Annotated in this window: 14 protein-coding genes and 1 tRNA gene; 11 read left to right on the top strand and 4 right to left on the bottom strand. The window is 43.8% G+C overall.

The annotated features are described in order from the left end of the window. Positions 1-29: 29 nt before the first annotated feature. From MuYL_RS03010 to MuYL_RS03020, 3 genes are all read left to right on the top strand, one after another. The gene (locus MuYL_RS03010; protein WP_094569117.1) at positions 30-1004 is read left to right on the top strand and encodes a BT_3044 domain-containing protein; all 975 of its coding nucleotides are present in this window, start codon (positions 30-32) and stop codon (positions 1002-1004) included. A 204-nt stretch (positions 1005-1208) separates the two neighbouring features. After that, the gene (locus tag MuYL_RS03015; RefSeq protein WP_094569118.1) at positions 1209-2180 is read left to right on the top strand and encodes a hypothetical protein; all 972 of its coding nucleotides are present in this window, start codon (positions 1209-1211) and stop codon (positions 2178-2180) included. Positions 2181-2482: 302 nt separating this feature from the next. Continuing rightward, the gene (locus MuYL_RS03020) at positions 2483-3451 is read left to right on the top strand and encodes a carboxypeptidase-like regulatory domain-containing protein (protein ID WP_157740558.1); all 969 of its coding nucleotides are present in this window, start codon (positions 2483-2485) and stop codon (positions 3449-3451) included. 97 nt (positions 3452-3548) lie between these two features. On the opposite strand, the gene MuYL_RS03025 is transcribed toward MuYL_RS03020, so the two are convergent. Continuing rightward, positions 3549-3950: a hypothetical protein gene (locus MuYL_RS03025; RefSeq protein WP_094569120.1), complete on the bottom strand. Its 402-nt coding sequence runs from the start codon at positions 3948-3950 to the stop codon at positions 3549-3551. 162 nt (positions 3951-4112) lie between these two features. Continuing rightward, positions 4113-4679, bottom strand: coding sequence for a Crp/Fnr family transcriptional regulator (locus MuYL_RS03030; RefSeq protein ID WP_094569121.1), 567 nt, complete (start codon positions 4677-4679; stop codon positions 4113-4115). Positions 4680-5016: 337 nt separating this feature from the next. On the opposite strand from MuYL_RS03030, the gene MuYL_RS23085 reads away from it, so the two are divergent. Further along, entirely contained in the window at positions 5017-5241 is a 225-nt protein-coding gene (locus MuYL_RS23085) for a hypothetical protein (protein ID WP_157740560.1), read from the top strand. Positions 5242-5286: 45 nt separating this feature from the next. On the opposite strand, the gene MuYL_RS03035 is transcribed toward MuYL_RS23085, so the two are convergent. Further along, positions 5287-5703 (bottom strand): DoxX family protein, encoded by a 417-nt coding sequence (locus MuYL_RS03035; RefSeq protein ID WP_094569122.1) that lies wholly within the window; start codon positions 5701-5703, stop codon positions 5287-5289. A 49-nt stretch (positions 5704-5752) separates the two neighbouring features. Beyond that, entirely contained in the window at positions 5753-6670 is a 918-nt protein-coding gene (locus MuYL_RS03040) for a S66 peptidase family protein (RefSeq protein WP_094569123.1), read from the bottom strand. Between the two features lie 300 nt (positions 6671-6970). Here MuYL_RS03040 and metG point away from each other — a divergent pair, with 300 nt between their 5' ends. The 7 genes from metG to MuYL_RS03080 all read left to right on the top strand — a co-directional run bounded on the left by metG (position 6971) and on the right by MuYL_RS03080 (position 24778). After that, on the top strand, positions 6971-9040 hold the full coding sequence (gene metG, locus MuYL_RS03050) for a methionine--tRNA ligase (RefSeq protein WP_094569125.1): 2070 nt from the start codon (positions 6971-6973) through the stop codon (positions 9038-9040). Positions 9041-9175: 135 nt separating this feature from the next. Next, positions 9176-9247 (top strand) — tRNA-Arg (locus MuYL_RS03055). Between the two features lie 624 nt (positions 9248-9871). After that, a complete protein-coding gene (locus MuYL_RS03060) occupies positions 9872-12835 on the top strand; it encodes a sensor histidine kinase (protein WP_211710236.1) in 2964 nt (987 codons plus the stop codon). A 39-nt stretch (positions 12836-12874) separates the two neighbouring features. Next, positions 12875-13516, top strand: a complete 642-nt coding sequence (locus MuYL_RS03065) for a response regulator (RefSeq protein ID WP_094569127.1) — start codon at positions 12875-12877, stop codon at positions 13514-13516. 150 nt (positions 13517-13666) lie between these two features. Next, positions 13667-15778, top strand: a complete 2112-nt coding sequence (locus MuYL_RS03070) for a collagen-like domain-containing protein (protein WP_094569128.1) — start codon at positions 13667-13669, stop codon at positions 15776-15778. 69 nt (positions 15779-15847) lie between these two features. Beyond that, positions 15848-17530, top strand: a complete 1683-nt coding sequence (locus tag MuYL_RS03075) for a hypothetical protein (RefSeq protein ID WP_094569129.1) — start codon at positions 15848-15850, stop codon at positions 17528-17530. A 78-nt stretch (positions 17531-17608) separates the two neighbouring features. Beyond that, entirely contained in the window at positions 17609-24778 is a 7170-nt protein-coding gene (locus MuYL_RS03080; protein ID WP_157740564.1) for a hypothetical protein, read from the top strand. Positions 24779-24789: the final 11 nt, after the last annotated feature.

The following is a 24789-nucleotide window of genomic DNA, read 5'->3' on the forward strand; positions in this document are numbered from 1 at the left end:
TAGCTCATTAACATTTAAAAATTATTGAAATGAAAAATAAATTTTTACAATATACGTTCCTTAGCTGCTCGCTGATGGTTCTTTTTAGCGCTTGCCGGAAAGATCCGTTTAAAGGAACCGAAACCCTTTCGTCAGGGAAGTCATATGTGTACATTACCGAAGCCAATGGTAGTCCTTACACTCAATATTTTGATGTATTTAATGACATTAAGACTGTTGTGCTTTTCACGATCAGGCGCGATGCAGCCAATAGTGCTGATTTACAAAAGGCAGTAACTGTTACACTTACGGCTGATGCTGACTCTAGTGCCAGCTCTGGGCTAACAGCTTTTACCAGTGATTTATATACTTTTCCAACTGCTGCTGATATAGCATCGGGTGGCGTTTATGCAGGCGCTGACGGCATATCTGTTAACAGCGATGGTACCCAATTAACTGTAAAGTTTGCACCCGGTCAGTTTGCTAAAAATGTAATTTACAAAGTTGATGGCAGCAAGCTGGATCTTTCAAAAACCTACGGTGCTGTTTATAAAATAACCAGTCTTAGCAGCCTCAGCCAAAAGGTTGGTTATAGTGTGGTGGCAGCAGCCATCGCTGTTAAAAATGCGTATGATGGGAATTATAATATTTCCGGAACCGTTCAGCGGTATGTAGCAGGCGGGGATGCTGAAGTTGGTTCTTTGAATGGCACTATTGTAGCCGGCAAGACCAGCGATGTTATAACTAATGGCCCTACCAGCAATTTCTTCTCAATTTATTGGGCAGATGGTTCGGGTGTAGGCGGTATTGCCGGCTTACAACTTGCTGTAGATCCTGCAACTAATAAAGTTACAGTGACTGCATCAGGTAACCCAAATTTGAAAAATATAGCTGATCAGGATAATTATTATGACCCTGCTACCAAGACATTTGTATTGAATTTTGCCTGGTATGGAGGTGCGCCGCCACCGACCGGATCAAGCAGACAAGCGCACGTAACGCTTACTTACAACGGTTCAAGATAGTAACTATTGTATTGATTGATACTACCAAGCCGCCCCATTTAAGTTGTGGGCGGCTTTTTTATGAATTATATTTGTTAAGCCGTGATGTTTGCGCAAATTACAAACAGAATAAAACATCAGCGTACTTAATAGCTTAAAGAATATTTGAGCTGATTTTTCGTTTTACGTATTTAGCTGTATTCCAGGTTTTAAATTTATAATACTATGAAAAATTTCTTGCTGTCATTTATTATAATTGTTAGCGGCGTCAACGCTTTTAGCCAAACTATTGCTATAACCGGGGCCGTTAAAGATGACCAGGGGCAACATGTTCCCCTGGTGTTTATTAGGGACGCACAGCACTTTTATGCTACTTATGCAGACTCCAGCGGAGCCTTCCGGATTAAAGCTGATCCATCATCCACATTGATCGCTATTGCTGCCGGTTATGCTGATACGAAGGTAAAAATTGATGGTAAAAGCACAATTAATATAGTGATGGCTAAAGGGAACTCATCGTCAGCAAACGGCGCATCTTCTACTGCCGGAGCAACCAATGCGGGGGCTGCTGCTGCTTTTTCAAATAAAGAACCGCTGGTTAACCAAAGCGGATCAAGTACGGCGGTTAAGGCCGGTTTTAACCAGGAACCTACCAAAGGCAGCCCTTATCTTTTTGCCAATTGGGTGCATGGCTTTGCCGTTGGCGCCGGTGACTCCCTGCTGTATGATATTAACAATTTATACAATTACGATAAAACTAGCGGCGACCTGCTCTATACACAGGATCTGAAGCGGATTATGCAGGTGAACAAACAGGCAATAAAATATTTTTGTTTATTTAATGGGAAATTATACCCGCAGATTTTTGAAAGCGCACCTGCGGTAAGCAGCAAGCCATTTACCGAGGTATTATTAAGCACCTCAAGGTATAAAATATACAAACAAACGGATACCAAACTGATAAGGGCAGACTTTCATACCGACGGGGTTATAGAATCCGGCCATCGGTATGACGAGTATGACGACGCAGTGCATTATTACTTTGTAAGGCTCCCGGGAGATAAACCGAAGCAAATTTCATTAAAAAAGAAAACGCTGAAGGAATTAATGGCTGGCGACGCGGACAAATTTATAAGCGCCCAGGGCGACAGAGACGTTGATGAGGATTATGTGAGGGACCTTGCTTTCAGTTTATAAAGAACTGCCAATAAGAACTCGCAAGTAACTTCGTCTCATTGGGACCCAGAGATTCCTGACGGATAACCATGGCTTTTTTACTCCTCAATCTGCATAGGGTAGCGTTTGCTTTAAAGCCGCTGCTGGCAGCGGGCCTGGCAATTACGGAATGGCTTAGCGCTAGCTGCGAGAGGATTTTTAATTCCTTGTGTTGTAACAAATTTTTTACCTGATAATTTAAAAATGGGCGCTAATACCATTGATTACAGGTTTTTGTTTTGTAATTGTTGGTATATTTAAGCCTTGAACTTTATTCAATAAATATGAAAATTATTACTACTATTTCAATAGTTGTGCTGTCAGGCACATTTGCTTTAGGGCAAACTGTTGCCGTAAGCGGCACGGTTAACAATCAAAAAGGGCAACCGGTTCCCTATGCTTTTGTACGCGACGCCCAGCATAATTACGCCACTTTTGCCGATTCGACAGGCTCATTTGTATTAAAGGCAGACCCCGCTTCGGCACTGCAGGTTTCGGCAGTTAATTATAAGGAGACCCATGTACGGATTGAAAATAAAACCAACGTGAACGTGGTATTGCCCGCCGATGCGGTTACCGATGGGGTAAGTTCACTTAATTCAATCAAACAAAATGCAAACAGCGGGTTTTTACAGGCCAGGCAGCAGTTGGTTGCAGAGGGTGTGGGTGTTCAAACGGTAAGGGAGGGTTTTCAACAGGAAGCCACAAGGGGCAGCCGCTACCTTTACAGCGATTGGGTACCCGCCTTTGGTATTGGAAAAAATGAGACGATCATATTTGAGAATACCAATTTTTACAACTATGATAAATTGAACGGAAGCATCATTTATACCAACGACGGCAAGTCAATGGCGCAGGTATCTCCCGACCAGATTAAAAGCTTTAGTTTATTTGACAGAAAAGGGCATGCCCATGTTTATGAAAACGCACCGGCAATAAACGGAAAACCGTTTGTTGAAGTGTTGGTAAGCACCCCTAAATACAAGATCTACAAAAAAATTGACACCAAATTACAGCGGGCTGATTTTCATACCGATGGCGTGCTGGAGATGGGCCATCGGTATGATGAGTATGTAGATGTGGAACGCTATTATTTTGTTGGCGCCGATGGGAAACCACAAGCCATCTCGCTTAAAAAGAGTGCGTTGAAGAAACTTTTGGGAGGCGAAGCAGATGCTTTTATAGCCTCACAGGGATCAAGGGATGTTGATGAGGATTATGTGAGGGATTTGGGGAACAGCCTGATTAAGTAGCATAGATTATCGATAAAATAACAAAGCCGGAAATTGAAACTCCGGCTTTGTTATTTTATAAAGCGCTTAATAATACAATGGAATTTTTGCAGTTGAATTACGATATATCAACAGTTCCAAAGAATGTAAATGAAGTTCCATTACCTCTGTAAATTGTAACATTTAAAATAAAAAATGTAGTTGTTCCTTCTTGTCTGTAGGAGCCCGTGGCTGTGGCACCTGTGCCAAATTGCTGTGTTCCGTTATTGAAAACAGTAACGGATGTGACACTGGAGCTCGACCCATACAAATCATAAATAATAGCTGAATTAAGGGGGTCAGGCACTCCGCCTACAAATTGCAAAAGTGGCTTTGGTTTAACTAATGGAAGGTTAATTTTATTAATCGTAACCTCCACGCCGCTGGAACACGTGCTTTTTTTAGAAGCATTTGCGCTTTGGTTTCCGCAAAAAGCAATTGTTGTCGCTAATACAAAAGTCAAAATAATCGATTTTTTCATAATATTTAATTTTTGTGAATAAGTAAGACTGTTTATAAGCCATTGTGGACAGATGGCTTACTTTTAATAAAGTTAAGCTAAGCGAGCAACCTTAGGTGTGATAAAAGTCACAACCAGATTAGGCAATTATCACAAACTTAATTATTGATTAAACGGAAGGCATTAGCCTTTTGAAATCATCCTGCTTAATGTTTCCCTGCTCATGTTGAGGTAGGATGCAATAATTTTTAACGGTGCTTTCTGAAATACCAGCCGGTTGTTTTTTCTCATCTCGCGGAAGCGCTGTTCTGCACTTAAAGAAATTAACCGTTGTTTCTGGTTCTCCTCCTGGTGATACCTGCTGACTATGGTTTTAACCAGTACGGCTGTTTCGGGGAATTTGATAAGCAGCATGCGCAGGTCGTCATATTTTAACGACACCAATTTGGTGGCTTCCATTATTTCGGTGTAAAAGTATGCCGGCTGGCCCCAGTAGCCCTGGTAAGACAGGAGGATGTCACCGGTGTGCCAAAACCTCACGGTTTGATCGTTGCCAAATGCGTCGTAATAGTAATTTCGGGCAAAGCCGTTTTGGATAAAGCACAAGCGGTTCTCCTGCTGCCCCGGCGAAAATAGAATTTGCCGGGGCTTGTAATTTTCCTCGTGCAGTAATTCAAACAACTCCTGCTTCAGCGGCCCGGATAACGGGGCTATTCCTGAAAGGTAAAGGACGAAATTATTCTTATTCATAAATACATAAAATATAATGGTGAACTGAATAAAGTGTACGATTACCAGGCGGCCAAAAGGTGGGTGAATAATGAAGAATTGTATTCATAGTTGCGAATCAGGTCAGTTAGGATATTAACCTAAAATTACAAAATCCATTCCAATCTTTCATAAATATTAACGGAGAAATATGATTTTTTATCCAGGGTGTATTACCTGATAACAGTGGGCTAATTTGCTTAGAGGTAAAACTAACAATAGTTGTAAACCTTTGTGAATAAGTTAGTTTTGAAATGATATAGCGGGGGGATGTAAAATAGTTAACTTTAGATTAATATTAACCTTAACCACAACAAGTATGAAAAATGCATCAGTTATCAGGGAAAAATTATCGAGGGATGAAATGAAAAGAATTTCGGGCGGGGCGCAAAAGTACCAATGGAATTGCTACAGTGGCAGCGCCGGCGATTATTATTTAACTTGTTCGGATGTGGACCCGACGGCGCATTGCTCGGGCTGCGGTTACAGCAATTGCTCAATGACAGGTACTAAGTGCAATACGATAACAGTTTGTGTATGTTAGCGTAAAAACGGACCCTGTTTAACGCAGGGTCCCCTTAGTTTAAAATTATTTCTTATCCACACTGTACTTGCCGGGGCCAACAAAAAGCAGACCTGCAAACATAATGCAATCTTCAATAGCATGGGATGCTCCCATCAGGCCGCCCATTTCGCCGCTTTGGTGAAGGTGGAACTCAATTGCTACCAACAGGTTGATTACCATAAGTAAACATACCAGCCTAAAGCCAAGTCCCAGGATTAACAAAACACCACCAACGGTTTCTGTAAGTGCTGCAAGTAAGCCCCATACCGTTGGTAAAAAATGGATGCCCACGTAGCCCATAGCACTGCCGGTTTGTTCCCATTCCTTTTGCCCGCCCAGGAGTTTAGGATAGCCATGAAAAATAAACATGAGCCCCAGGCCAACCCTGATAATGAGGAGGCCAAAATTTCTGTAATTTCCTAATTTGTTTAAAAGCGCCATTCTTTTTTATTTAGATAATGTATGGTTTTGGATAGGGGTTGCAACAAATTTAGGGATAAGTAATATTTACCCCCGTACCGGTTACTGATAAATTTAATTTTTTACCTAACACCAGGCTGCAATTATCGGCCACGTGCCCGGCGGGGAAATCAAAGCAAACCGGGTACTGGTAAGCCTTTACCACCTCCATCACCATTTCGGGAACGGTTTGGCCAAAGGGGATGTCGTTATCCTTCAGGTCGGTAAAGCCGCCTACAATCAAGCCTTTAAGGTGTTGTAGTTTACCCGCCCGTTTCAGGGTGCGGAGCATGCGGTCAACAGCATACAGGTACTCGCCTATATCTTCAATAAATAAGATCTTCCCTGCGTAATCCGGTTCCGAAACGGAGCCTGAGGCTGATAGCAGCATGGAGAGGTTGCCGCCTATCAGCACGCCCTCTGCTTCCCCCTGCCGGTTTAAAGCATTGGGCGCCAGGCGGTAGCTGATCTCTTCGCCAAATAATGCTTTACGTAAAGTATCCAGTGAACGCGCGGATGCATCGGGGATGGTCATGGGCATTTGCCCGTGAATGCCGGGGGCATTAAAATTGGCAAATAGATGACTGTGAAGCAGGGTAATATCGCTGAAGCCTACCACCCACTTGGGGTTTTGCGCGAACCGGTCGAAATTCACCAGGTCGATCATCCTGACGGTTCCGTAGCCGCCGCGTGCCGCAATGATAGCCTTAACGCTGTCGTCATCAATAAAGCGCTGCATGTCTTTGGCCCTGAAGGCATCGTCGCCGGCAAACTGGTGACAGGAAGCAGTTAGCGTATCACCCAAAACCACTTCCAGTCCCCAGGATTGCAGCAGTTTTATGGCATCCGTCATAGGGTTGGGTAATTTTTTTGCAGGGCAGGTGATGGCAATTTTGTCGCCCGCTTTTAAGTAAGGCGGAAATAAAGGAGATGCGGCAGCGTTTTGCATGATCAATATTAAAAAAAACTTTTGGACTTTTCGCGGGTGTTGTTTCGCTTGTTCCACCTTTGTGCAATCAGCAGCTGGAACAGGCTGAATCTGTGGATTTTTGGTAAAACATGGCCAAAATTTCTATAAATGAAATTTTATTAACTATTGTTACTGTTCCACTTTGTTCCACCTGTTCCACTTGTGCACACTTGTTCCGCGGAACAAGCCTGTTCCAGGGTGCTTTTGGCATCGGCAACCCGCCATCAGTATGCACAGGCTTTCGGACTTTCGCGACTAAAAAAGTATCTTTGCCACATAATGTCGAAGCTTAATAAATTCAAACGGTTCACGGTTACGTCTGCCTTGCCTTATGCTAATGGCCCACTGCATATCGGGCACCTCGCAGGGGCATACCTGCCCGCCGATATTTTTGTGCGCTACCTGCGCCTCAAACATAAAGATGTAGTTTACATTTGCGGATCAGACGAGCATGGCGCGGCCATAACCATCAAAGCCAAAAAGGAGAATACCACCCCACAGGCCATCATTGACAAATACCACAACCAGATAAAAACCAGCTTTGAAGAGTTTGGGATCTCTTTTGATATCTATCACCGCACGTCATCGCCCATTCATCATGACCTGTCGCAGGAGTTTTTTCTGAACTTGTATGAAAAGGACGAGTTTGTGGAGAAGTTTTCAGAGCAATATTTTGATGAAGATTACCAGCAGTTCCTGGCCGACCGGTATATCATCGGCACCTGCCCTAACTGCAGCAACCCAAATGCCTACGGCGACCAGTGCGAAAATTGCGGTACATCATTAAATCCAACAGACCTGATTAACCCGATATCAACCCTGAGCGGCAAAACCCCGGTTTTAAAGCTTACCAAGCATTGGTTTTTGCCGCTTGACAAGTACCAGCCCTGGCTGGAGAAGTGGATTGATACCAAGGAGGGCGACTGGAAGGTGAACGTGTTCGGGCAGTGCAAGTCGTGGCTTAAATCGGGCCTGCAGCCCCGCTCCATGACCCGCGACCTTGACTGGGGCATTGACGTGCCACTGGAAGAAGCCAAAGGCAAGAAGCTATACGTTTGGATGGATGCGCCGATAGGTTACATCTCGGCCACTAAACAATGGGCCATTGACAATGGTAAGGACTGGAAGCTGTATTGGAAAAAGCAGGAGAATGAAGCAGATGAATCATGCCTGCTGCATTTTATTGGGAAAGATAATATTGTGTTTCATTGTATCATCTTCCCATCAATATTGCATGCCCACGGCGAATACATCCTGCCGCAGAATGTGCCTGCCAATGAGTTCCTGAACTTGGAGGGTGATAAGCTTTCAACATCGCGCAACCATGCCGTGTGGCTGCACGAGTACCTGGAAGAGTTTCCGGGCAAACAGGATGAACTGCGCTATGTGCTGACATCGATATTACCCGAAACAAGCGACAGCGAGTTTACCTGGAAAGATTACCAGGCCCGTGTAAATAACGAATTGGTTGCTATTTTGGGCAATTACGTTAACCGCGTAATGATACTGATGCACAAGTTTTACGACGGTAAAATTGAAAGTGAAACCGGTAAAATTGTACTTACGGATAAACACATTAACGCGGAACTTAGCCGGTTTTACGATGAGATAGAGGTTAACCTTGAGGCCTACCGTTTCAGGCAGGCACTGCAAAGCGTAATGGATATAGCCCGTTTAGGCAACCGCTACCTTACCGAGAACGAGCCTTGGAAAACCATTAAGACTAACCCAGAGCAAGCCAAAGAAACCCTGCAGAATAGCTTGATATTGATAGGGCATTTAGCGGCTTGCCTGCAGCCGTTTTTGCCTGCCACAGTGAAAAAGGTGCTGGACATGCTTAACCTGCCATTCAGCGCGATAGCTTTTGATAGGGAGATGGCCTTTGAAAGCGGGCATCAGCTAAATGCGCCGGCATTGCTGTTTGAGAAAGTGGAAGATGAGGTGATCGCAGCACAGATTCAAAAATTGGCTGATAAAAAGGCCGCCACCGCGCCGCCAGTGCCGGCGATAGTGCCTGCAAAAGAGAATATCAGCTATGAGTCGTTCGCCACGATGGACATCCGCACGGGAACAATTGTTGCTGCCGAAAAGGTAGCCAAAACCAAAAAGCTGCTGAAATTGAGCATTGATACAGGTATTGACACCCGCACCATCGTATCCGGCATTGCCGAGTATTTTGAACCGGAAGCCATAATAGGCCAAAAAGTTAGCGTGCTGGTAAACCTGGAGCCCCGTGAAATAAAAGGCATCCTTTCGCAGGGGATGATCCTGATGGCAGAAAATGCCGACGGCAAGCTCAGCTTTGTAATGCCGGCGGATGAAATGCACAACGGTTCGGTGGTGAGATAAACGGACGGCTATCATGCAGATATACAGATGAAGCACAAATGTTTTTGACAAATCATCTATAATTCGCACATTTGCACAAATTATGGGTATAGTAACCGGTAAATCCGAAAACGAATACCCGCAAGCCGAAATAAAGGTCCCGTAGTTCAACGGATAGAATAGGAGTTTCCTAAACTCTAGATATGAGTTCGATTCTCGTCGGGACCACTGAAGGAAATGTTCTTAACAGAATGTTTCCTTTTTTTGTTATTTAAATTAATTGATTTATAATGTATTTCAGCGTTTTTCTTGTTCGAAAAATAGAGTTCGATATTTTTCAAAACTCCTATCGTTTAAGGACGTTTTATTTCAAAGAGTGTTTTATCTTCGTTTAAACGACGATTTTAGAGCTTGATTCTTACCGGGATGCTTATTCCTCAATAGGTTGAATTTCTACATCTTTAGAACTCTTACCCTATACCCAAGCCCACAACCAAACACGCAAAAAATAATTTAAAAAATGCCGGGGTAGTATATTTTGTGGTCAGCAAAATAATCAGTCCAATACCGGCAGCCAAAAGCGTAAGGATATAAGTTAGCGAATGAGCTATTTATTGCGTGTAGTTTACTAAGGCTATATCGATAAAGTTATGATATCCGTCCAGATTTTGCTTGGCAAATCTATTTCCGATTTAAAAAAGCATTGGCGCAGCACAAAATATTTAATACGATGTGTTGTAAAAACTTTTATTATTTTAATGATAATTGTTTATAAGATTTTAATTTAGGTATATTGTTGATAAACAGAAAGAACCTTATATCTAATAAAGCAATACTATCCGTTTTAAAACTGTGTATAAATTTTACCGATGTATTTTATTGCTTGTTTTGCCATTGATTGTAAGAAGTCAATCACTTACGCCTGCCCCAGACGTCCGCTTTGAAAATTTTAATAGTCAAAATCATTTTACAAGCCGCCAAATATTAAGCATTGCGGTAGATAAGCGCGGCTATGTTTGGACTAGCGGCGCAGGCGTTCAGCGTTTTGATGGCTATAAAACGGTGCAATTCAGCAGCTTTAATACCACTGTGCACACCATTAAGGATAGTTATGCCCATATTATAGCCGATAATGACGGGCGCATTTGGGCCAGTTCAGGAGGATTGAGCTATTATGACGATGATAGCGATAGCTTCGTCTACATTCAACCGGGCGGCAAAAAGGCGCCTTTTATATTTGCCCATGCATTATCCGTTAACGGCGATTATTTATGGTTTGTTTGTGACTACGGACTCGCAAAAATCAATGTCCGCACGCTTAAAATAACCTATACATCCCTCGTTAGTGTTATCGATCCGCTCTGCTCGTACATGGTTAATAAACACACATTGCTGGTTTCAAGCAGGCAAAAAGTATATTTATACAATACAGTTAAGGATACGTATAGTGAAATGATACTCACTTATAATAATTCGCTGGTAAAAGTATATACAGCCATCGGCACTGGCAGCGAAGTGCTTCTGGGCACCACCCTGGGCTTGTTTAAGTTGAAAAACCTAAAAGAAATCACCCTTATAAGTCCCGAAACTAAAGATATTGAGGTGGATGATTTACATTTTTTGTCGGATGACAAGGACAAGCGGCACCTTTACATGGCAACCGATGGCAAGGGGCTTATGGTTTATAATACGGCGGAAAAAAGAATAGAGGCAACTTATCTGCACGACGAAAACAACCCTTACTCGCTTCCCACCAACATAATTCTCGGCATGTTTACCGACAACGCAGGCAGATTATGGATGGCTATGCAAACGGGGATCAGCCTGTTAAGTAAACATAACCAGCAATGGAAAATACGTTATCTTGATAAAAAAGAAGTAGAAGAGCAAAGTGTGACCAAAATAGCACAAGACCCGGGAGATAGCTCAAAAGTTTGGCTGTCCTGTAATAACCGGGGAATGGTGCGCATTGACTGGGGTACCAAAACAATTGAAAAATCATATTGCACCACCCCCGAAATGCGTCAGATTAATGACTTTGCTCCTATCTCGAAACATAGGTGGCTGCTGGTTACATCCAAAAAAATAATGGAGTGGTCGCCCGAAAAGGGCATTATTAGTATGAAAGCCTTGCCGCTTCCTGATTCACTTTCCCTCGGTTGCTACATCCGAAAAATTATTTTAACTGATAGAGGGGATTGTTATATAACTACCAATAAGGGATTATTCAGGTATGATTTAGCAGAAAAAAAAATTACTGTTGAAATAGCCAGCGACAAAGATGAAGGGGGGCTCCACGTGCATGCAACAGACCTTGTTAACGGATTCTATGATAACGGGGAACTTTGGATAGGCTCCCGGAACGGATTGATCAATTTTAACACATCAACAAAAACAGTTAGGCGTTATAACGGAAAGCCTTATAAAGATTATTACACATTTGAAATTGCCAAAGATGGGAATAATATTTTATGCTCGGTGCTTAGTGGTTTGGCTATTTTTGACCGGCAGAGTAAAAGTTTCAGAATAATTAACAAGCTGGCGGGCTTAGTTAAACCAACTTGCATAGCAGCAGGTGTCAGCGGCAGGGACATTTTGTTAGGCACTGAGGTTGGCCTCATGAAATTTGATTTTAATACGCTTAAAGCTGCGCAGGTTGAAACGGATAACGAGTTGATGAGAGTAGTGCCAAAGTCATCTTTCAGCGCTATTGGACATGACATGGCAGTTGGTTTTATGGGCGGCTATGCCTATTACCAATCAGGCGCTCAGGAACGGCTAAAAGTTTCTGAGCCAATAATCGAAGGATTGTCAGTAAACAACCAGCCGGTTTTAAATGGCTATTCAAATAAAAAACTACGTTTTAGTTATACCGATAACTCTATAAATATACCTTTTACCGCGTTCCAATACAGTAGTCCCGACAATATCAAATTCAGATATCGGCTTAAAGGCGCCGATAAAGACTGGCAATACCCGGAGAACCAACGGAGCGCTAATTACGCACAACTGTCTTCAGGCAGTTATACTTTTTACGTTCAAAGCGGCGACAAAAATAACAACTGGAATCCGGTGATCGCTTCGCTGAGTTTTGTTATAGCACCGCCTTTTTGGGCTACGTGGTGGTTTATGGCCTTTATAGTATTAGTAATTGCATCAATTTTATACCTGCTATACCAGTATAAAATAGCGCATTTAAAGGCTATTGAAACCATACGTCAAAACATAGCTTCAGACTTTCATGATGATTTGGGTAGCACGCTGAGCAGTATTTCCATTTTTAGCGAAGTAGCCGTGCAAAAAACTGATACGGACCTGGCCGGGGCAAAAACTTTAGTTGGCGATATCGGCGTACGCGCCCGGGCTATGATAAACTCAATGAATGATATGGTTTGGACTATTAAACCAGAGAATGACAATTTATATAAACTGATGCAGCGCATGGAAGAGTTTAGTTACCCGGTTGCCGAGGCAAAAGAAACACAACTTGTTTTTTTAATGGATGAGAGCCTGTACAATATTAAAACCGATATGGTTAAGCGCAAAAACTTATTTTTAATATTTAAAGAAGCTTTTAACAATGCGGTAAAATACAGCGGTGCCGGCAACATTCATGTAACGTTTAAACTAAACAATAATAAAACGCTGCTGATGCAGGTAACTGATAATGGATACGGGTTTAAATATGAAAGCAAAAGGCCGGGCAACGGGTTAGCGAACATGCATAAAAGGGCCGCCGAGATTAAGGGTAAACTGACCGTTATTACGGCACCCGGTGAGGGAACCGAAATAAATATTATTTGCAAAATCACATAAGTATGTGAGGAATACCAATAATTATTTGAGTTAAATTAGATGGCTATGCCAATAAAGGTGCTGATAGTTGAAGATAATACAAACCTGCGTCAGGCGCTTAAAAGCCTGATAGCCTTGTCTGACGATTTTATTTGTGTAGGCGATGACGACCACTGCAAACCCGAAATTTTTTTCAGCGATAATGAGGTACCTGACGTGATACTGATGGATATAGACCTACCGGGCGAAAACGGCATATCATATACACGCCGCATAAAAGAAAAATATCCTTTCATAAATATTTTAATGCTCACAGTTATTGAGCAGGAAGACAAAATAATGGAGGCTATTTATGCAGGCGCAACCGGCTATTTGATAAAAAGCGCCATACCCGAGAATATACTGGAGAACATCAGAATACTATATAAAGGCGGCTCGCCGCTTACACCATCTATTGCCCGCATTATATTCCAAAACGTACAAAACCAGCAGCCAAATAAAAAAGAAAAAGTACACTTAAATACACGTGAAACCGAGGTGCTTGCCGGCCTGGTAAAAGGACTAACTTATAAAATGATAGCTGCAAAACATTTCATTTCAGTTGACACGGTACGCTCCTACATCCGTTGCGTTTATGAAAAATTAGAGGTGCATTCCCGTTCCGAGGCTATCGTTAAAGCGCTTAACGACAAACTGATTTAATAAGGACATTCATATAAAGAATAATATTATAATATTATTCTTTATAATTATTTTACCAATTTTCACATACTTATGCGTTGCCCAAACGCCGGTTAAATTGCAGTTTTACTACCGTGAACCACCTTTGTCATAGTTATAAACCTGCGATTTATGAAAACCAGACTTTTATTTATCTATTTCTCATTAATATATATTGTAATAGCATCCTGCGGCAAAGAAGGGCTTCAGGGTCCTGAAGGTGCTGCGGGGCCAGCGGGTGTTGCAGGGCCGGCAGGTGCAAAAGGTGATACGGGATCTCCCGGTCCGGCAGGCCCGGCAGGAACGGATGGCTCGATAATTTATGGTGGTAATGGAGTGCCTGCGAACACCGTTGGTAAGGCTGGCGACTATTACCTTGATAAATCTTCCGGGAAATTATACGGCCCGAAGACGGGAGCCTCCTGGGGCGATCCCATACCATTGGTAGGCGGTACAGGGCAAACTGGGGCAACCGGCGCTACCGGCGCAGCTGGTACACCAGGCAGCAAAATATTTGATGGAACAGGTGTCCCTTCCCAAGCGCTGGGTGCAGTTGGTGATTACTATCTTGATAAAACTAACCTGTTACTTTATGGCCCAAAAAATACTTCGTGGGGCACTGGCCTGTTATTAATGGGTGCGCAGGGCGTTCAGGGCCCGGTTGGCCCTCCTGGGGCCGACGGCAGTGTTATTTATAGTGGCACAGGCGTTCCATCGGCCAGGCTTGGTCAAAACGGCGATTATTATTTTGACAAGTCATCAGGCGGCCTCTACGGGCCGAAAACTGCTGCCGGCTGGGGCACGGCTACTTCGTTAAAAGGTCCGGACGGCTCAAATGGAAGTAACGGAACAAACGGTTCAACCATATTAAGCGGAAACGGAGCGCCCTCAAACACGGTTGGTCAAAACGGCGATTTTTACCTGGATATAAGCACTTACCTGTTTTATGGGCCTAAAGCCGGAAATACATGGGGAACCCGTGTGTTGTTAAAAGGCGCACAAGGGCCGCAGGGACCCGTTGGCCCCGCAGGCGCTGATGGCAGTATCATATACAGCGGGAATGGCGCACCGGGAGCAGCGCTTGGCAACAATGGCGATTACTATTTTGATAAAACCGCAGGTGCCTTATACGGGCCTAAAACAAATACAGGATGGAGTACGCCCACCGTACTTATGGGTGCTACAGGCGCTACAGGTGCAAATGGCACGAACGGGAATACAGTTTTGAGCGGTAGCGGCATACCATCGAACACGGTGGGCAAAAACGGCGATTATTACCTGGACATTACAACATACAGGTTATACGGTCCAAAATCCGGAAATGCATGGTCAACCAGCGTTTTGCTGATGGGTGCCCAGGGTGCACAAGGTCCGGTGGGGCCGGCGGGTGCTGATGGCAGCATTATTTACAGCGGTAACGGTGTGCCCAACCCATCGGTAGGCGCAACAGGTGATTATTATTTTGACAAAACCAATAGAACACTTTACGGGCCAAAAGGCCGCACTGGCTGGGGTACTCCAACTTCATTAGTTGGGGCAACGGGTGCCACCGGTAATACCGGGGCTGCAGGGGCCAACGGCAATACTATTCTTAACGGAACCGGGGCTCCGGCAAACACACTAGGGAACGACGGTGACTTTTATCTTGATGTAAACACCTATTTGTTTTATGGACCGAAAACTGCAGGCGCCTGGGGAGCAGGTGTTTCTTTAAAAACAGCCTCATCCGGCGGCGCAAACGTCACCGCATTTGAAACCCTGGCAGGCTCTGTGTTAAATTGGGCAGTTCCATCCGGTGCAATTACATCGGGACCACCGACAACATTTGTTTTAAGTTATCAAAAACCAGGCGGGCCTCTTATTGCAGCTAATTCATTTAAGCTTCCCGATTCGGTTGCGACCAGCGTTGACCACGGCATTGTTTTGGTTTACCTTCATATCACACCTACGGGAGCTAACAGTAGTTGGATCCAACTGTCATACACTAACGCATTAGCACCTAACAACCTGCAGTACTATACCTTTAAGACTATTACGTCAGCCGATGGACTTTTTATAGAAGTGAAGTGCGATATCGCTAATACAAGCACGGCCCCTTCAGCAATGTTTAATATAGACAAAGTTAGGGTGGTGGTGGTGCCAGGCACCCAGGCGGGAGATTTAGGGACCACCCGCAGGCAGCCATTAACCCACACCATGCAGCAATTACACTTAAGCGATAAAAGTTTTAAATCTATAAAATAAACCCTGATGTGCCGGTGAAACGCCGGCACACATTTTTTACTTGCCTTACCGTTCACCTTGCCCAAACAAATGAAACAATTAGCTTATAGTACCCTGTTTTTTATACAGTTAATGCTATTAAACTTTGCGGTTAAAGCGCAGGACGTTTCGCAACTCGGCGCTCAAAAGCCTTTTGTTATCAACGGAAGTTTGGGGCTGGGACTCGGTACTTATTCGTCCAGCGGTATTGACCCGCGCGAACACAGCTTCTCGTACCTGTTTAGCGGCGCACCGGTGATATCAATTTATGGTGTGAGTTTTCCGTTCAGCATAGTGGTGAGCGATCAGCAACGCGGTTTCAGGCAGCCGTTTAACCAGTACGGAATAAGCCCTGCTTATAAGTGGGTGACGTTGCATTTGGGCTGGCAGAGCATTCAATGGTCGGAGTTTTCCATGGCGGGTTATAATTTGCTTGGCGCGGGTGTTGAACTAAACCCCGGAAAACTGCGCCTGGGCTTTGTTTATGGGCGGCTTAACAAGGCTATTGATGAAAATTCAACACAACCTTTATCATTTCAAACACCTACATACCTGCGTACCGGCTATGCTGCAAAGTTTGGCTATGGTACAGAACGCAACCATATTGATGTTACATTTTTAAACGCGAAAGACGACCCTAATTCATTAAAAAATATCCCTGCAGCTACCGGATTGCACCCTGCTGAAAATGTTGTTTTGGGAATAACATCAAAATTTTCGTTCCTAAAACATTTTGTCTGGGATATGGACGTAGCCGGGAGTGTTTATACCCGTAATAAGCTTGACGACACTATCCAGAACCTCTCGCTCGATAAATTAAATTTTATAAAAAAGCTCATCTCGGTCAACGCATCTACCCAATTGCTTACCGCGGCGCAAACCGCTTTAAATTACCAGGCCAAAAACTATACTGTGGGCCTGCAATACCGCAGGATTGACCCTGATTATAAATCGATGGGGGCGTATTATTTTGAAACGGACGTAGCCAATTATACCGTGCTGGGCTCCGTTAACTTAATGAAAAATCAGGTGCGTTTAACAGGCAGCCTGGGTTTTCAGAATGACAACCTGTTGCATGATAAGCCCTACACTTCGCACCGCGATATCAGCTCATTCGGAGCATCGTTCAATAAACCCCAATATGGCATTGACTTACGGTATTCCAACTACGGCATCACACAGGATAGAGGCCTTAACCCGGTTATAGATACGTTCAGGGTAGCGCGAACCAACTACAATGTTAATGCATTGTTAAGGTACACTATAAGTGATACACTTATTACGCAAAATATAGCGCTCATCGGCAGTGTTCAGTCGGTTGTTGATCTCAACAGGTTCACATCGGGTCAGAACCAAACTAACAGCAAAACAGCCAACGTGTCCTACCAGGTAAGCTTTAACAAGCATGCATTTAACATTAATACCAACTTTAGCTATACCGTGGCAAATATTGTGGTAATGAGAACTATTCTATATGGACCATCAGTTGGGGCGGGTAAGCAGTTGGATGGCGGTAAGCTTGATTTTAATGTTTCATTGGCTTATCAATTGCAGCACAATAACGGACTAAACGCGGGCGATGTAATTAATGGAACCTTAAGCAGTCAATACCGAATTTCGAAAAATAATGCAGCAAGTATTATGATAATGTATTTAAGAAGCAATTCTAAAGATGTTACCCTACCCTCATTTAATGAAATACGATCATCATTTAACCTAATACATACTTTTTAAAACATGCAATTTAATAAGTACCCAACTAAGAGATGCACCAAACAGGTTAAAAGCATAACGTACTTTTTAACTGTAGCCATGTTGCTTCTTATAAGCACTACAACCAGTGCATATGCGCTATTGACACCGAGTGTAAACGTTACCGTAAATGTCTTTCCGCCATATTCTCCCTACTATTCCGATTATTATGGCGTTAATGCTTCAAAGGTTGCAATAACTGTTCAAAACTTAACCGGCAGGGTACTGAAGATAAAACTTGCAGGGCAGCTAACCGGAAAAGGGAACAACGTGAGGTTAGCCACCTATACAAACTACGTCCCGTTACAGGCTATAATATTAGCCCCTTTCGAAATAAAGCAGTTAAACGGTACCGCCCTTAAGAATATCTTTGATGTAAACGCTATTAGTGTGACCGGTATTGACAAGGCAAAACTGGCAGTATCTTCGCGTCTGCCGGAAGGTGATTACGACCTTTGCCTGCAGGCTGTTGATTACGCAAATCCACAAAATGTGCTGTCCTCAAATGCGGCAAGCTGTTCGCCTATTTCTATTATTTACCCCGAAGCGCCACAACTGGCAGCCCCAGCAAATGCCTCAACCGTATCGGCAACAAATCCCCAATCAATAATCTTTAATTGGTTCAATGCCAACCTGGTACCAGTAGGCACTGTGTATAATATCACCATGGCCGAAATGCCGGACATTGCGGTAAACCCAACACAGGTGCTAAACGCTACCGCCCTGCCGCTGCTTTCGCAAAATGTTTCAGGTTTGAGCTACTTTTATAACGTGCTTAACCTGCAGCTGAAGCCTGGCAAGCGCTATGCCTGGCGGGTTACCGCGTCAGATCCCAGCGGGAAGACAATCTTTAAAAATAATGGGGTAAGCGCTGCTTCATATTTTACCTATGGTGAAAACAAACCATCGCCTACTACTGACAATGGACAAATAGCCAATAATTTAAATGTGGTATCACCATCGTGCGGCATCAAAAACCCAACGGTTATCATTGGGCAACACTCAGATTTGAAAGTGGCCTGGCTATGGCGTGAACAAATAGAATCAATTAAGAAATTTGATACACTGGACGCCCAACTGGTAAACCATTATACCCAAATGGCCACCGCCAATGGAATGGTGAAAATACAACGTTATAAGATTGACTTTTTGCGGGTGACAGACTTTGGTAAAATAAAGAAGGAGCACCCGGTGATTACTTTTACTACCAATGCACCGGTCCAGAATTTTTCGCTGTCACAAGCCGATGCTGTTGCAAAAGGCTTTGTCACCGGCGAAAAATACCAGGTTACTGTAACAGCCTACGATAATAATCTGAACGTGCTTGACAAGACCACCTCGTGCGAATGGATGCTGCTTGACGAAGGTGCTGAACGAACACCGCAGTTAAACATTAGCGGGCGGCTGGCTTACACATTGGATAAAAGCAGGTATTTTGGCGCCAACAACACCAGCATTACTTTACAAATTGTTAACAGCAGTACCGTAAAAACAATAGACCAGGCAAAGCAATATGTTTCTGTTACTACGGACGACGCAGGAAATTTTACGGCAAAACTAACACTGTCAGCATCAGATACGGGGCGAAAAAACGTCCTCGTACGCATAAACAGCCCATATTATAAGCCGCTTGATAATAACGGGACGTATGTAATACCCTCATTACGCTACGTTACATCAAACAATAAAGTAATGCCCTTGCAGGATACCCTGCGCTTGGGTGATGTAAATACCCAGGCGTACACCAACAAGCTTACAGTACATTTAACAAAAGGTTTTCCGAAGAAAATAAGTGAGGCCGACTATAAAAACGTTTTCGGTACCACGTCTGATTTTAACCTGGATATACCTGTTGATAATTTCACTGTTGACCCGTTGGGGCGCATTCCTGATGGCACCCATGTTATATTATTTCGAAAAAAGAAGTCAAACAACATCCCATACTTTGAAACCGATGCCAAAAGAAGGCCGTTAGATAAAAACGGATACATAGTTGTGGCTGATGAAGTGACGCAAGGCGGAGCGGCAGGAAATTCAAATGTGGTATTCACCAATATGCTTTGTAATTTTTATGAGGGCGATGAATACTATGTAAAAGCAATAATACCGGACACAGGGTCGAATATAAAGGAGCAACTTGCCGGCCCCGAGGTATTATATAGGTTTAATCCCGAGGTAAAACCCACTGATCTTTCCTTTAATTCAAATCTTGCTTATAATATCATTTCGCAAAAGCCGCCGGTTTCGCATGTTAGGGGTAAAGTTATGTACCAATGGCCAAGCTTACCCGGTGTTTTACACCCGTACGCCAACCAGGAGGTGTACATTAAGCTGGGTGTTGATTACAACACCAATACAGACCCTTGTAGTGTTGTTAAATGGACTCAAACATTTACCGGCTACAAGGGGAAACCTATGACTTTGCCATGGGAGCCGGCGCAACAACAGGAACATATTATTATGGGGCAGGGCGTTACCGATGCAAACGGCAACTTTGATATAGAGGTATTTACCCCGTATAAAATGGGGGTTATTGACGGTGTAAAAGCAACCCCAACCGGCGAAAATGGATGCAAACAAACTAAAACCCCGGTTGATAACAACGGCGACGATCCAGCCAGAAAACAAACAGACGGATACAAAAAAGTTGACGTATTGGGGAAAGGCGGTCCTGTTGAACAAGGAGGCGGCGGTGTGCAAATTGGCGTTAGTTTTAGCGAACTTGCCAAAACACCAGCAGACATTCCGGTAAATTCGGGCCTGGTACAACTTGACAAAGATGCCGGCCAAAGCGTTGGTGCCGCAGATATACCTGCGGCTAAGGGGGTATCAAAAGGGCCATCGGCCGATACCGGGGAACAACCGGAAGCAATAATAGCGGGCGATCCCGGAAGTTCTGTTGAACGCTTTTTTTATATCGACATCCCCAAAATAAAAACCAGCAAGTATGGCTCGCCCGTAATAAGCGATCATTTTGTTGTTCAGCCCTTTCAGACAACCGATTTGGGCGTGATAAAAAGTGATGTTTTTGAACTTACAGACACCCGCGTACACCTCAATGTATTAGGCGTTAACCCAAAAGACGATAATGCGGTTGCAGATGCTGCAATGCTGGTTCAAAACGCGAAGATGGTGATTTACCGCCGCTCGGACGCACCCAAGCTTGAATTTATGCCCGATGGGGAGGGCTCATTTACACATCCCAAGAAACCGTTGATAAGCCCGGTATTTGCCAAAGATCCGAACGCGCAGAAGGTTGAGTGGGTAATTGACACTACGTTCACCTTCAACCAGTACCAAATGGCAAGTTTGGCTAAACAACGCATGGTGATTGATCCTGACCAATACCAGATCCAGGTTTCGCCAAGTCCTGAAGGTAACGAAGGATATTTTTTCCCGGTGAGTGTTCCGTTACCTAAAATACCAAACGGCGCTTACTATGAAATGCGTAAACCAATTGAAGTAAGTATCGTGTCCAGCTTCAGCAGGATATCGGGCAGGTTAATGAATAACGGGGTTAGCCCGATCCCCAACGCGAAGGTTAAAATGTCTGTTTTATTCGGACCGAAAATAGACCTGGTAACAGATGCGAATGGATATTTTGAATACAGCGATTTTCAATCGAACGATTTTTTCTGGACAGACGGACAATATGTAACGCTATTGGCAGATGTACCTGGTTATACACAGGTAAGCTACGCAAACGGCACGTTAAAAGCAGTTGGGCACAATTACTACTACGAGATAAAAATGAAACCCAATAAGGTGTTGATGTTTAAAACAAAAGATGCGTACACGAATGCTAATGTGCCGGGTTATGTTACTGGCGGCGATAGTACTATCAAAAACAACAACAACTTTTTGCAAGCTTACTTTGTGCCCGTTCCCGACAAAGGTGACCATTTGTTAACCATTTACCCCGTTGATCCCGCTTATTTTGAAGAAACATATACGCAGCACGATGCCGACAATGTGCCGCTAATAAAAATGTACAAACGGCATCATCGAATGCAATTTCATCTGCATGTGCCGTTTACGGATATTGATGTAACTACTTTTAAAATCCTGATCAATAACAAACAATACCTGCCTGTTTACGATAAGCCCAACAAGACCATTTCCTTTGATTTTGAAAATATTTCGGTTAATAATTATACCATACAAATACTCGATCAGGCAAAACAAGGCTACATCCCCCAAATATTTAATTTAACCAACGATGAAAGCAGGCTGCCGGTAGTTTATGAGGTAGAAATAGGTTATGGTGCAACCATATCGGGTTATGTAAAACTCGACGGTAATGCGGTTAGTAATGCAAGAGTTTATATAGATTACAACGGCGAATATGTTTCGGATTACGACCCAACCAAAAAAGGCGGTACTGTCTCGAACGCGGCATTAGAAGCAAGGACGGATAATAATGGATACTATACCATATCGGGAGTCCCGATAGCGGCGGGTTACAACCAGGTGGAAATGCACGCCACAATAGATAACAAGGTGGTTAGTGGCGTAACTCAATTTTTTACTTACGATAATAAAGGACGTAAGGATGCAAATTTTGATTTAAGCACGTTCGCTAATGCCCCGGACATAAAAGATATATGGGGCTTCCCGATAGCTATAGAGCGGGCTAAACCCGTTGCAGTAAACCAATACCTGGTTGACGGTATCGTCGACCTGGGTACAAACAACAACTCTCCGTTTAAGATGATCGGCGGGACTACTAAAATAAGGGTAACAGCAGTATTGTATGGGTTAAAAAATGGCAAATACGAACCGCAATTAGATAACGTTCCACTTAATGGTTACGCCAATCTCAAATTAAACTATCTCGATCGCTACAACGTTAAATTAGAAAGCGCAAATACTTACAAGGGACAGTCTGTTTCGCTTGCGCTGGTACCAACCGGAACCGGGGGCGCCATAAAAGGCAATGTTAGCATAACCGATAACTCCTTCAATTTCCCGTCATCGTATTTAAGTTTCGAGGACAAAGACACAAAGTTGCCGATACCTTTTTACCTATATGATAAAAGCGCTGGAAACAGGCCGAAGATAATGCCTCAAATACCTGCAATTTTTAATACCGCGGCAACCAACATCAACTATTATCTTTCGGATGCAGCACTGGATTCGTTAAGCTTTTCTTTCATTGGTTTTGAAAAGACGAAAGCTGACCCTGCAAATTCCTACATTGACAGGAAAACCAAACAAATTCACCTTGACGTAACGGTTAAGGGCAAGGTGCCGCACAGCGACCAGGGTTTTGTACGGGTACATATTAAAGACTTAGTGCTCGACGGGGATTCGATAAGGACTAGTCAGGGAACGGAGCCATTGGTGGTTAACCTGCAAAGCTGGCAATTGATTGTAAATAAATGGTCGGTCGATCCGCATTTTGGTGGTATAATTTCTCATACAGGTATGATAAAAACCGGCGTGATAGATGTGCCTGTCGGTTTGTTTAACCTGCGGGGCGACCTTTGTGTGATAGATAGTTTCAAGGTTAAAAATCTGGCCTTAGGCGGGATTCTGAATTTGACCAACGTGCAGGAACAATACACTCATTTATTGTGGGACGCAGCCTGCGGCAGCGACCATAGCGGGCATTGGCGTCTATCGGCCGCTACGCCCGACAAATCGCCGGCAGCTACTATACCTATTCCGGAAATACCGGGTAAGATAGGTGCAACCAACCTAAATGTAGATTACTTTCAGCTGGTGAGTTTTAATAACGAAAACCTGGTTAGCTTGTCGCCTTCGTCGGGAATGAAGCTATATAATAATAACAAATTCACCTTCAACCCCAAGTCTGTAACCAGTGCCAATGGCTCGTTTTCCCTTACCGGCGATGCTAATATTGACGTACCCCGCCTGGGCACCTCACCGTTGAGCTTATTGTATACCGCAAATAACGACGGTACGTTAAAAATGGATGCCGGGAGTTTTGACCCTATAAAATTTGAGGGCCTGGGCTACGTACAGTTCACATCAGATAAGGGAGCAAAATTTATAGCAAGCCCCGAGAAAAACTATGTTACCACTATTGCGGGCACTGTTGTTGAGCCAGGTAAATTTAATCCGATACCATGCGTGCTGTCCTTCGGAGCTTCGGTCGGCGCCAATGGTACGGATGGCCCGGGCGACCCGAATTTGGGCAAAATTGTATTAAACCAGGGCTATAAATTAAATATGGACGGAGATGGGCCCGCCACTGACGATAATGTTTCGATAACTATTGGCGACGAAGATAAAAACAACATGCATGTTGACAATGTAACTAAAGATTGGACAACGCTTGAGTTTTATGGGCAAATGAACGATCCGAAATCAAATAGTGTAGCGAAAGGCGGCGCACCAATGTCGTCGACCCCTTCATATTATGATTTCCAGGTGCTTGGTGCCTTGCAAATAAATACCAAGGGGATGAAAATGGATAAAATCAGCACTCCGCTTGGCGATCTTGACCTGGCTTACGATTTTGCCACGAAGGAACTACATGGTGACCTGAAGATGAACAATGTGAAATTTGGCACTTATGAATTTACCGGCGACATGCAAATGAATATGGGGCCGCCCGGTATGCAGATATTTGGTAACGGTTCGCTTAACACCGGAAAATTGTTTGTTGATGGATTTGGTATCATCAATATCGGTGTTATCTTCGGCAACCGGCCAATTGACGCTGCTACTGAGAACACAGTATTAAAGTACAGCACCGCAAAAAATAACAAATGCTGGCTTGACGACAACAAATCCGACTTCAAGGGTTTCTTCTTAACAGGCGGCCTGGAAGTACTGCACGAAACTGATGCCGCCAACTTTGCTATAGCTTCGGTTTATTTTGAAGCCACGGTGGCCGTAGAGGCTTCGGTCGGCGCAAATTTTTCGAAAGGAAATTACATGGCATTGCTTGGCGCACACGCCCAGGTTGATGCCGGCATGCTCTCCATGACAGGAACTACGGTAAAGGGAGGGCTTAAAGCGCATTTAACGGCAGAGGCAACCTATTCCCCAAATGGTTTTGCTATAAACGGTGATGCAGGGGTTACCATAACAATCACCATTGGGCAGTATATACCATTTTTGGGCACAAAAACCGTTACCACCACCAAAGGCGCGAAGGCCCTTTTTGGTTACGGCGGCGGGCAGCCCACTCACATGGACTTCTCTCTCGACGACGATGGAAACACGGTATCTTGTGCTGAAATTACCCCCACACCTTAATGAAATTTTAG

It is taken from the genome of Mucilaginibacter xinganensis, assembly GCF_002257585.1.
GTDB classification, from domain to species: Bacteria; Bacteroidota; Bacteroidia; order Sphingobacteriales; family Sphingobacteriaceae; genus Mucilaginibacter; species Mucilaginibacter xinganensis.

Bases quoted from the DNA above. Each gene is read 5' to 3' on its own strand.
- MuYL_RS03010 (WP_094569117.1), top strand. From the start codon at position 30: ATGAAAAATAAATTTTTACAATATACGTTCCTTAGCTGCTCGCTGATG.
- MuYL_RS03015 (WP_094569118.1), top strand. From the start codon at position 1,209: ATGAAAAATTTCTTGCTGTCATTTATTATAATTGTTAGCGGCGTCAAC.
- MuYL_RS03020 (WP_157740558.1), top strand. From the start codon at position 2,483: ATGAAAATTATTACTACTATTTCAATAGTTGTGCTGTCAGGCACATTT.
- MuYL_RS03025 (WP_094569120.1), bottom strand. From the start codon at position 3,950: ATGAAAAAATCGATTATTTTGACTTTTGTATTAGCGACAACAATTGCT.
- MuYL_RS03030 (WP_094569121.1), bottom strand. From the start codon at position 4,679: ATGAATAAGAATAATTTCGTCCTTTACCTTTCAGGAATAGCCCCGTTA.
- MuYL_RS23085 (WP_157740560.1), top strand. From the start codon at position 5,017: ATGAAAAATGCATCAGTTATCAGGGAAAAATTATCGAGGGATGAAATG.
- MuYL_RS03035 (WP_094569122.1), bottom strand. From the start codon at position 5,703: ATGGCGCTTTTAAACAAATTAGGAAATTACAGAAATTTTGGCCTCCTC.
- MuYL_RS03040 (WP_094569123.1), bottom strand. From the start codon at position 6,670: ATGCAAAACGCTGCCGCATCTCCTTTATTTCCGCCTTACTTAAAAGCG.
- metG (WP_094569125.1), top strand. From the start codon at position 6,971: ATGTCGAAGCTTAATAAATTCAAACGGTTCACGGTTACGTCTGCCTTG.
- MuYL_RS03065 (WP_094569127.1), top strand. From the start codon at position 12,875: ATGGCTATGCCAATAAAGGTGCTGATAGTTGAAGATAATACAAACCTG.
- MuYL_RS03070 (WP_094569128.1), top strand. From the start codon at position 13,667: ATGAAAACCAGACTTTTATTTATCTATTTCTCATTAATATATATTGTA.
- MuYL_RS03075 (WP_094569129.1), top strand. From the start codon at position 15,848: ATGAAACAATTAGCTTATAGTACCCTGTTTTTTATACAGTTAATGCTA.
- MuYL_RS03080 (WP_157740564.1), top strand. From the start codon at position 17,609: ATGTTGCTTCTTATAAGCACTACAACCAGTGCATATGCGCTATTGACA.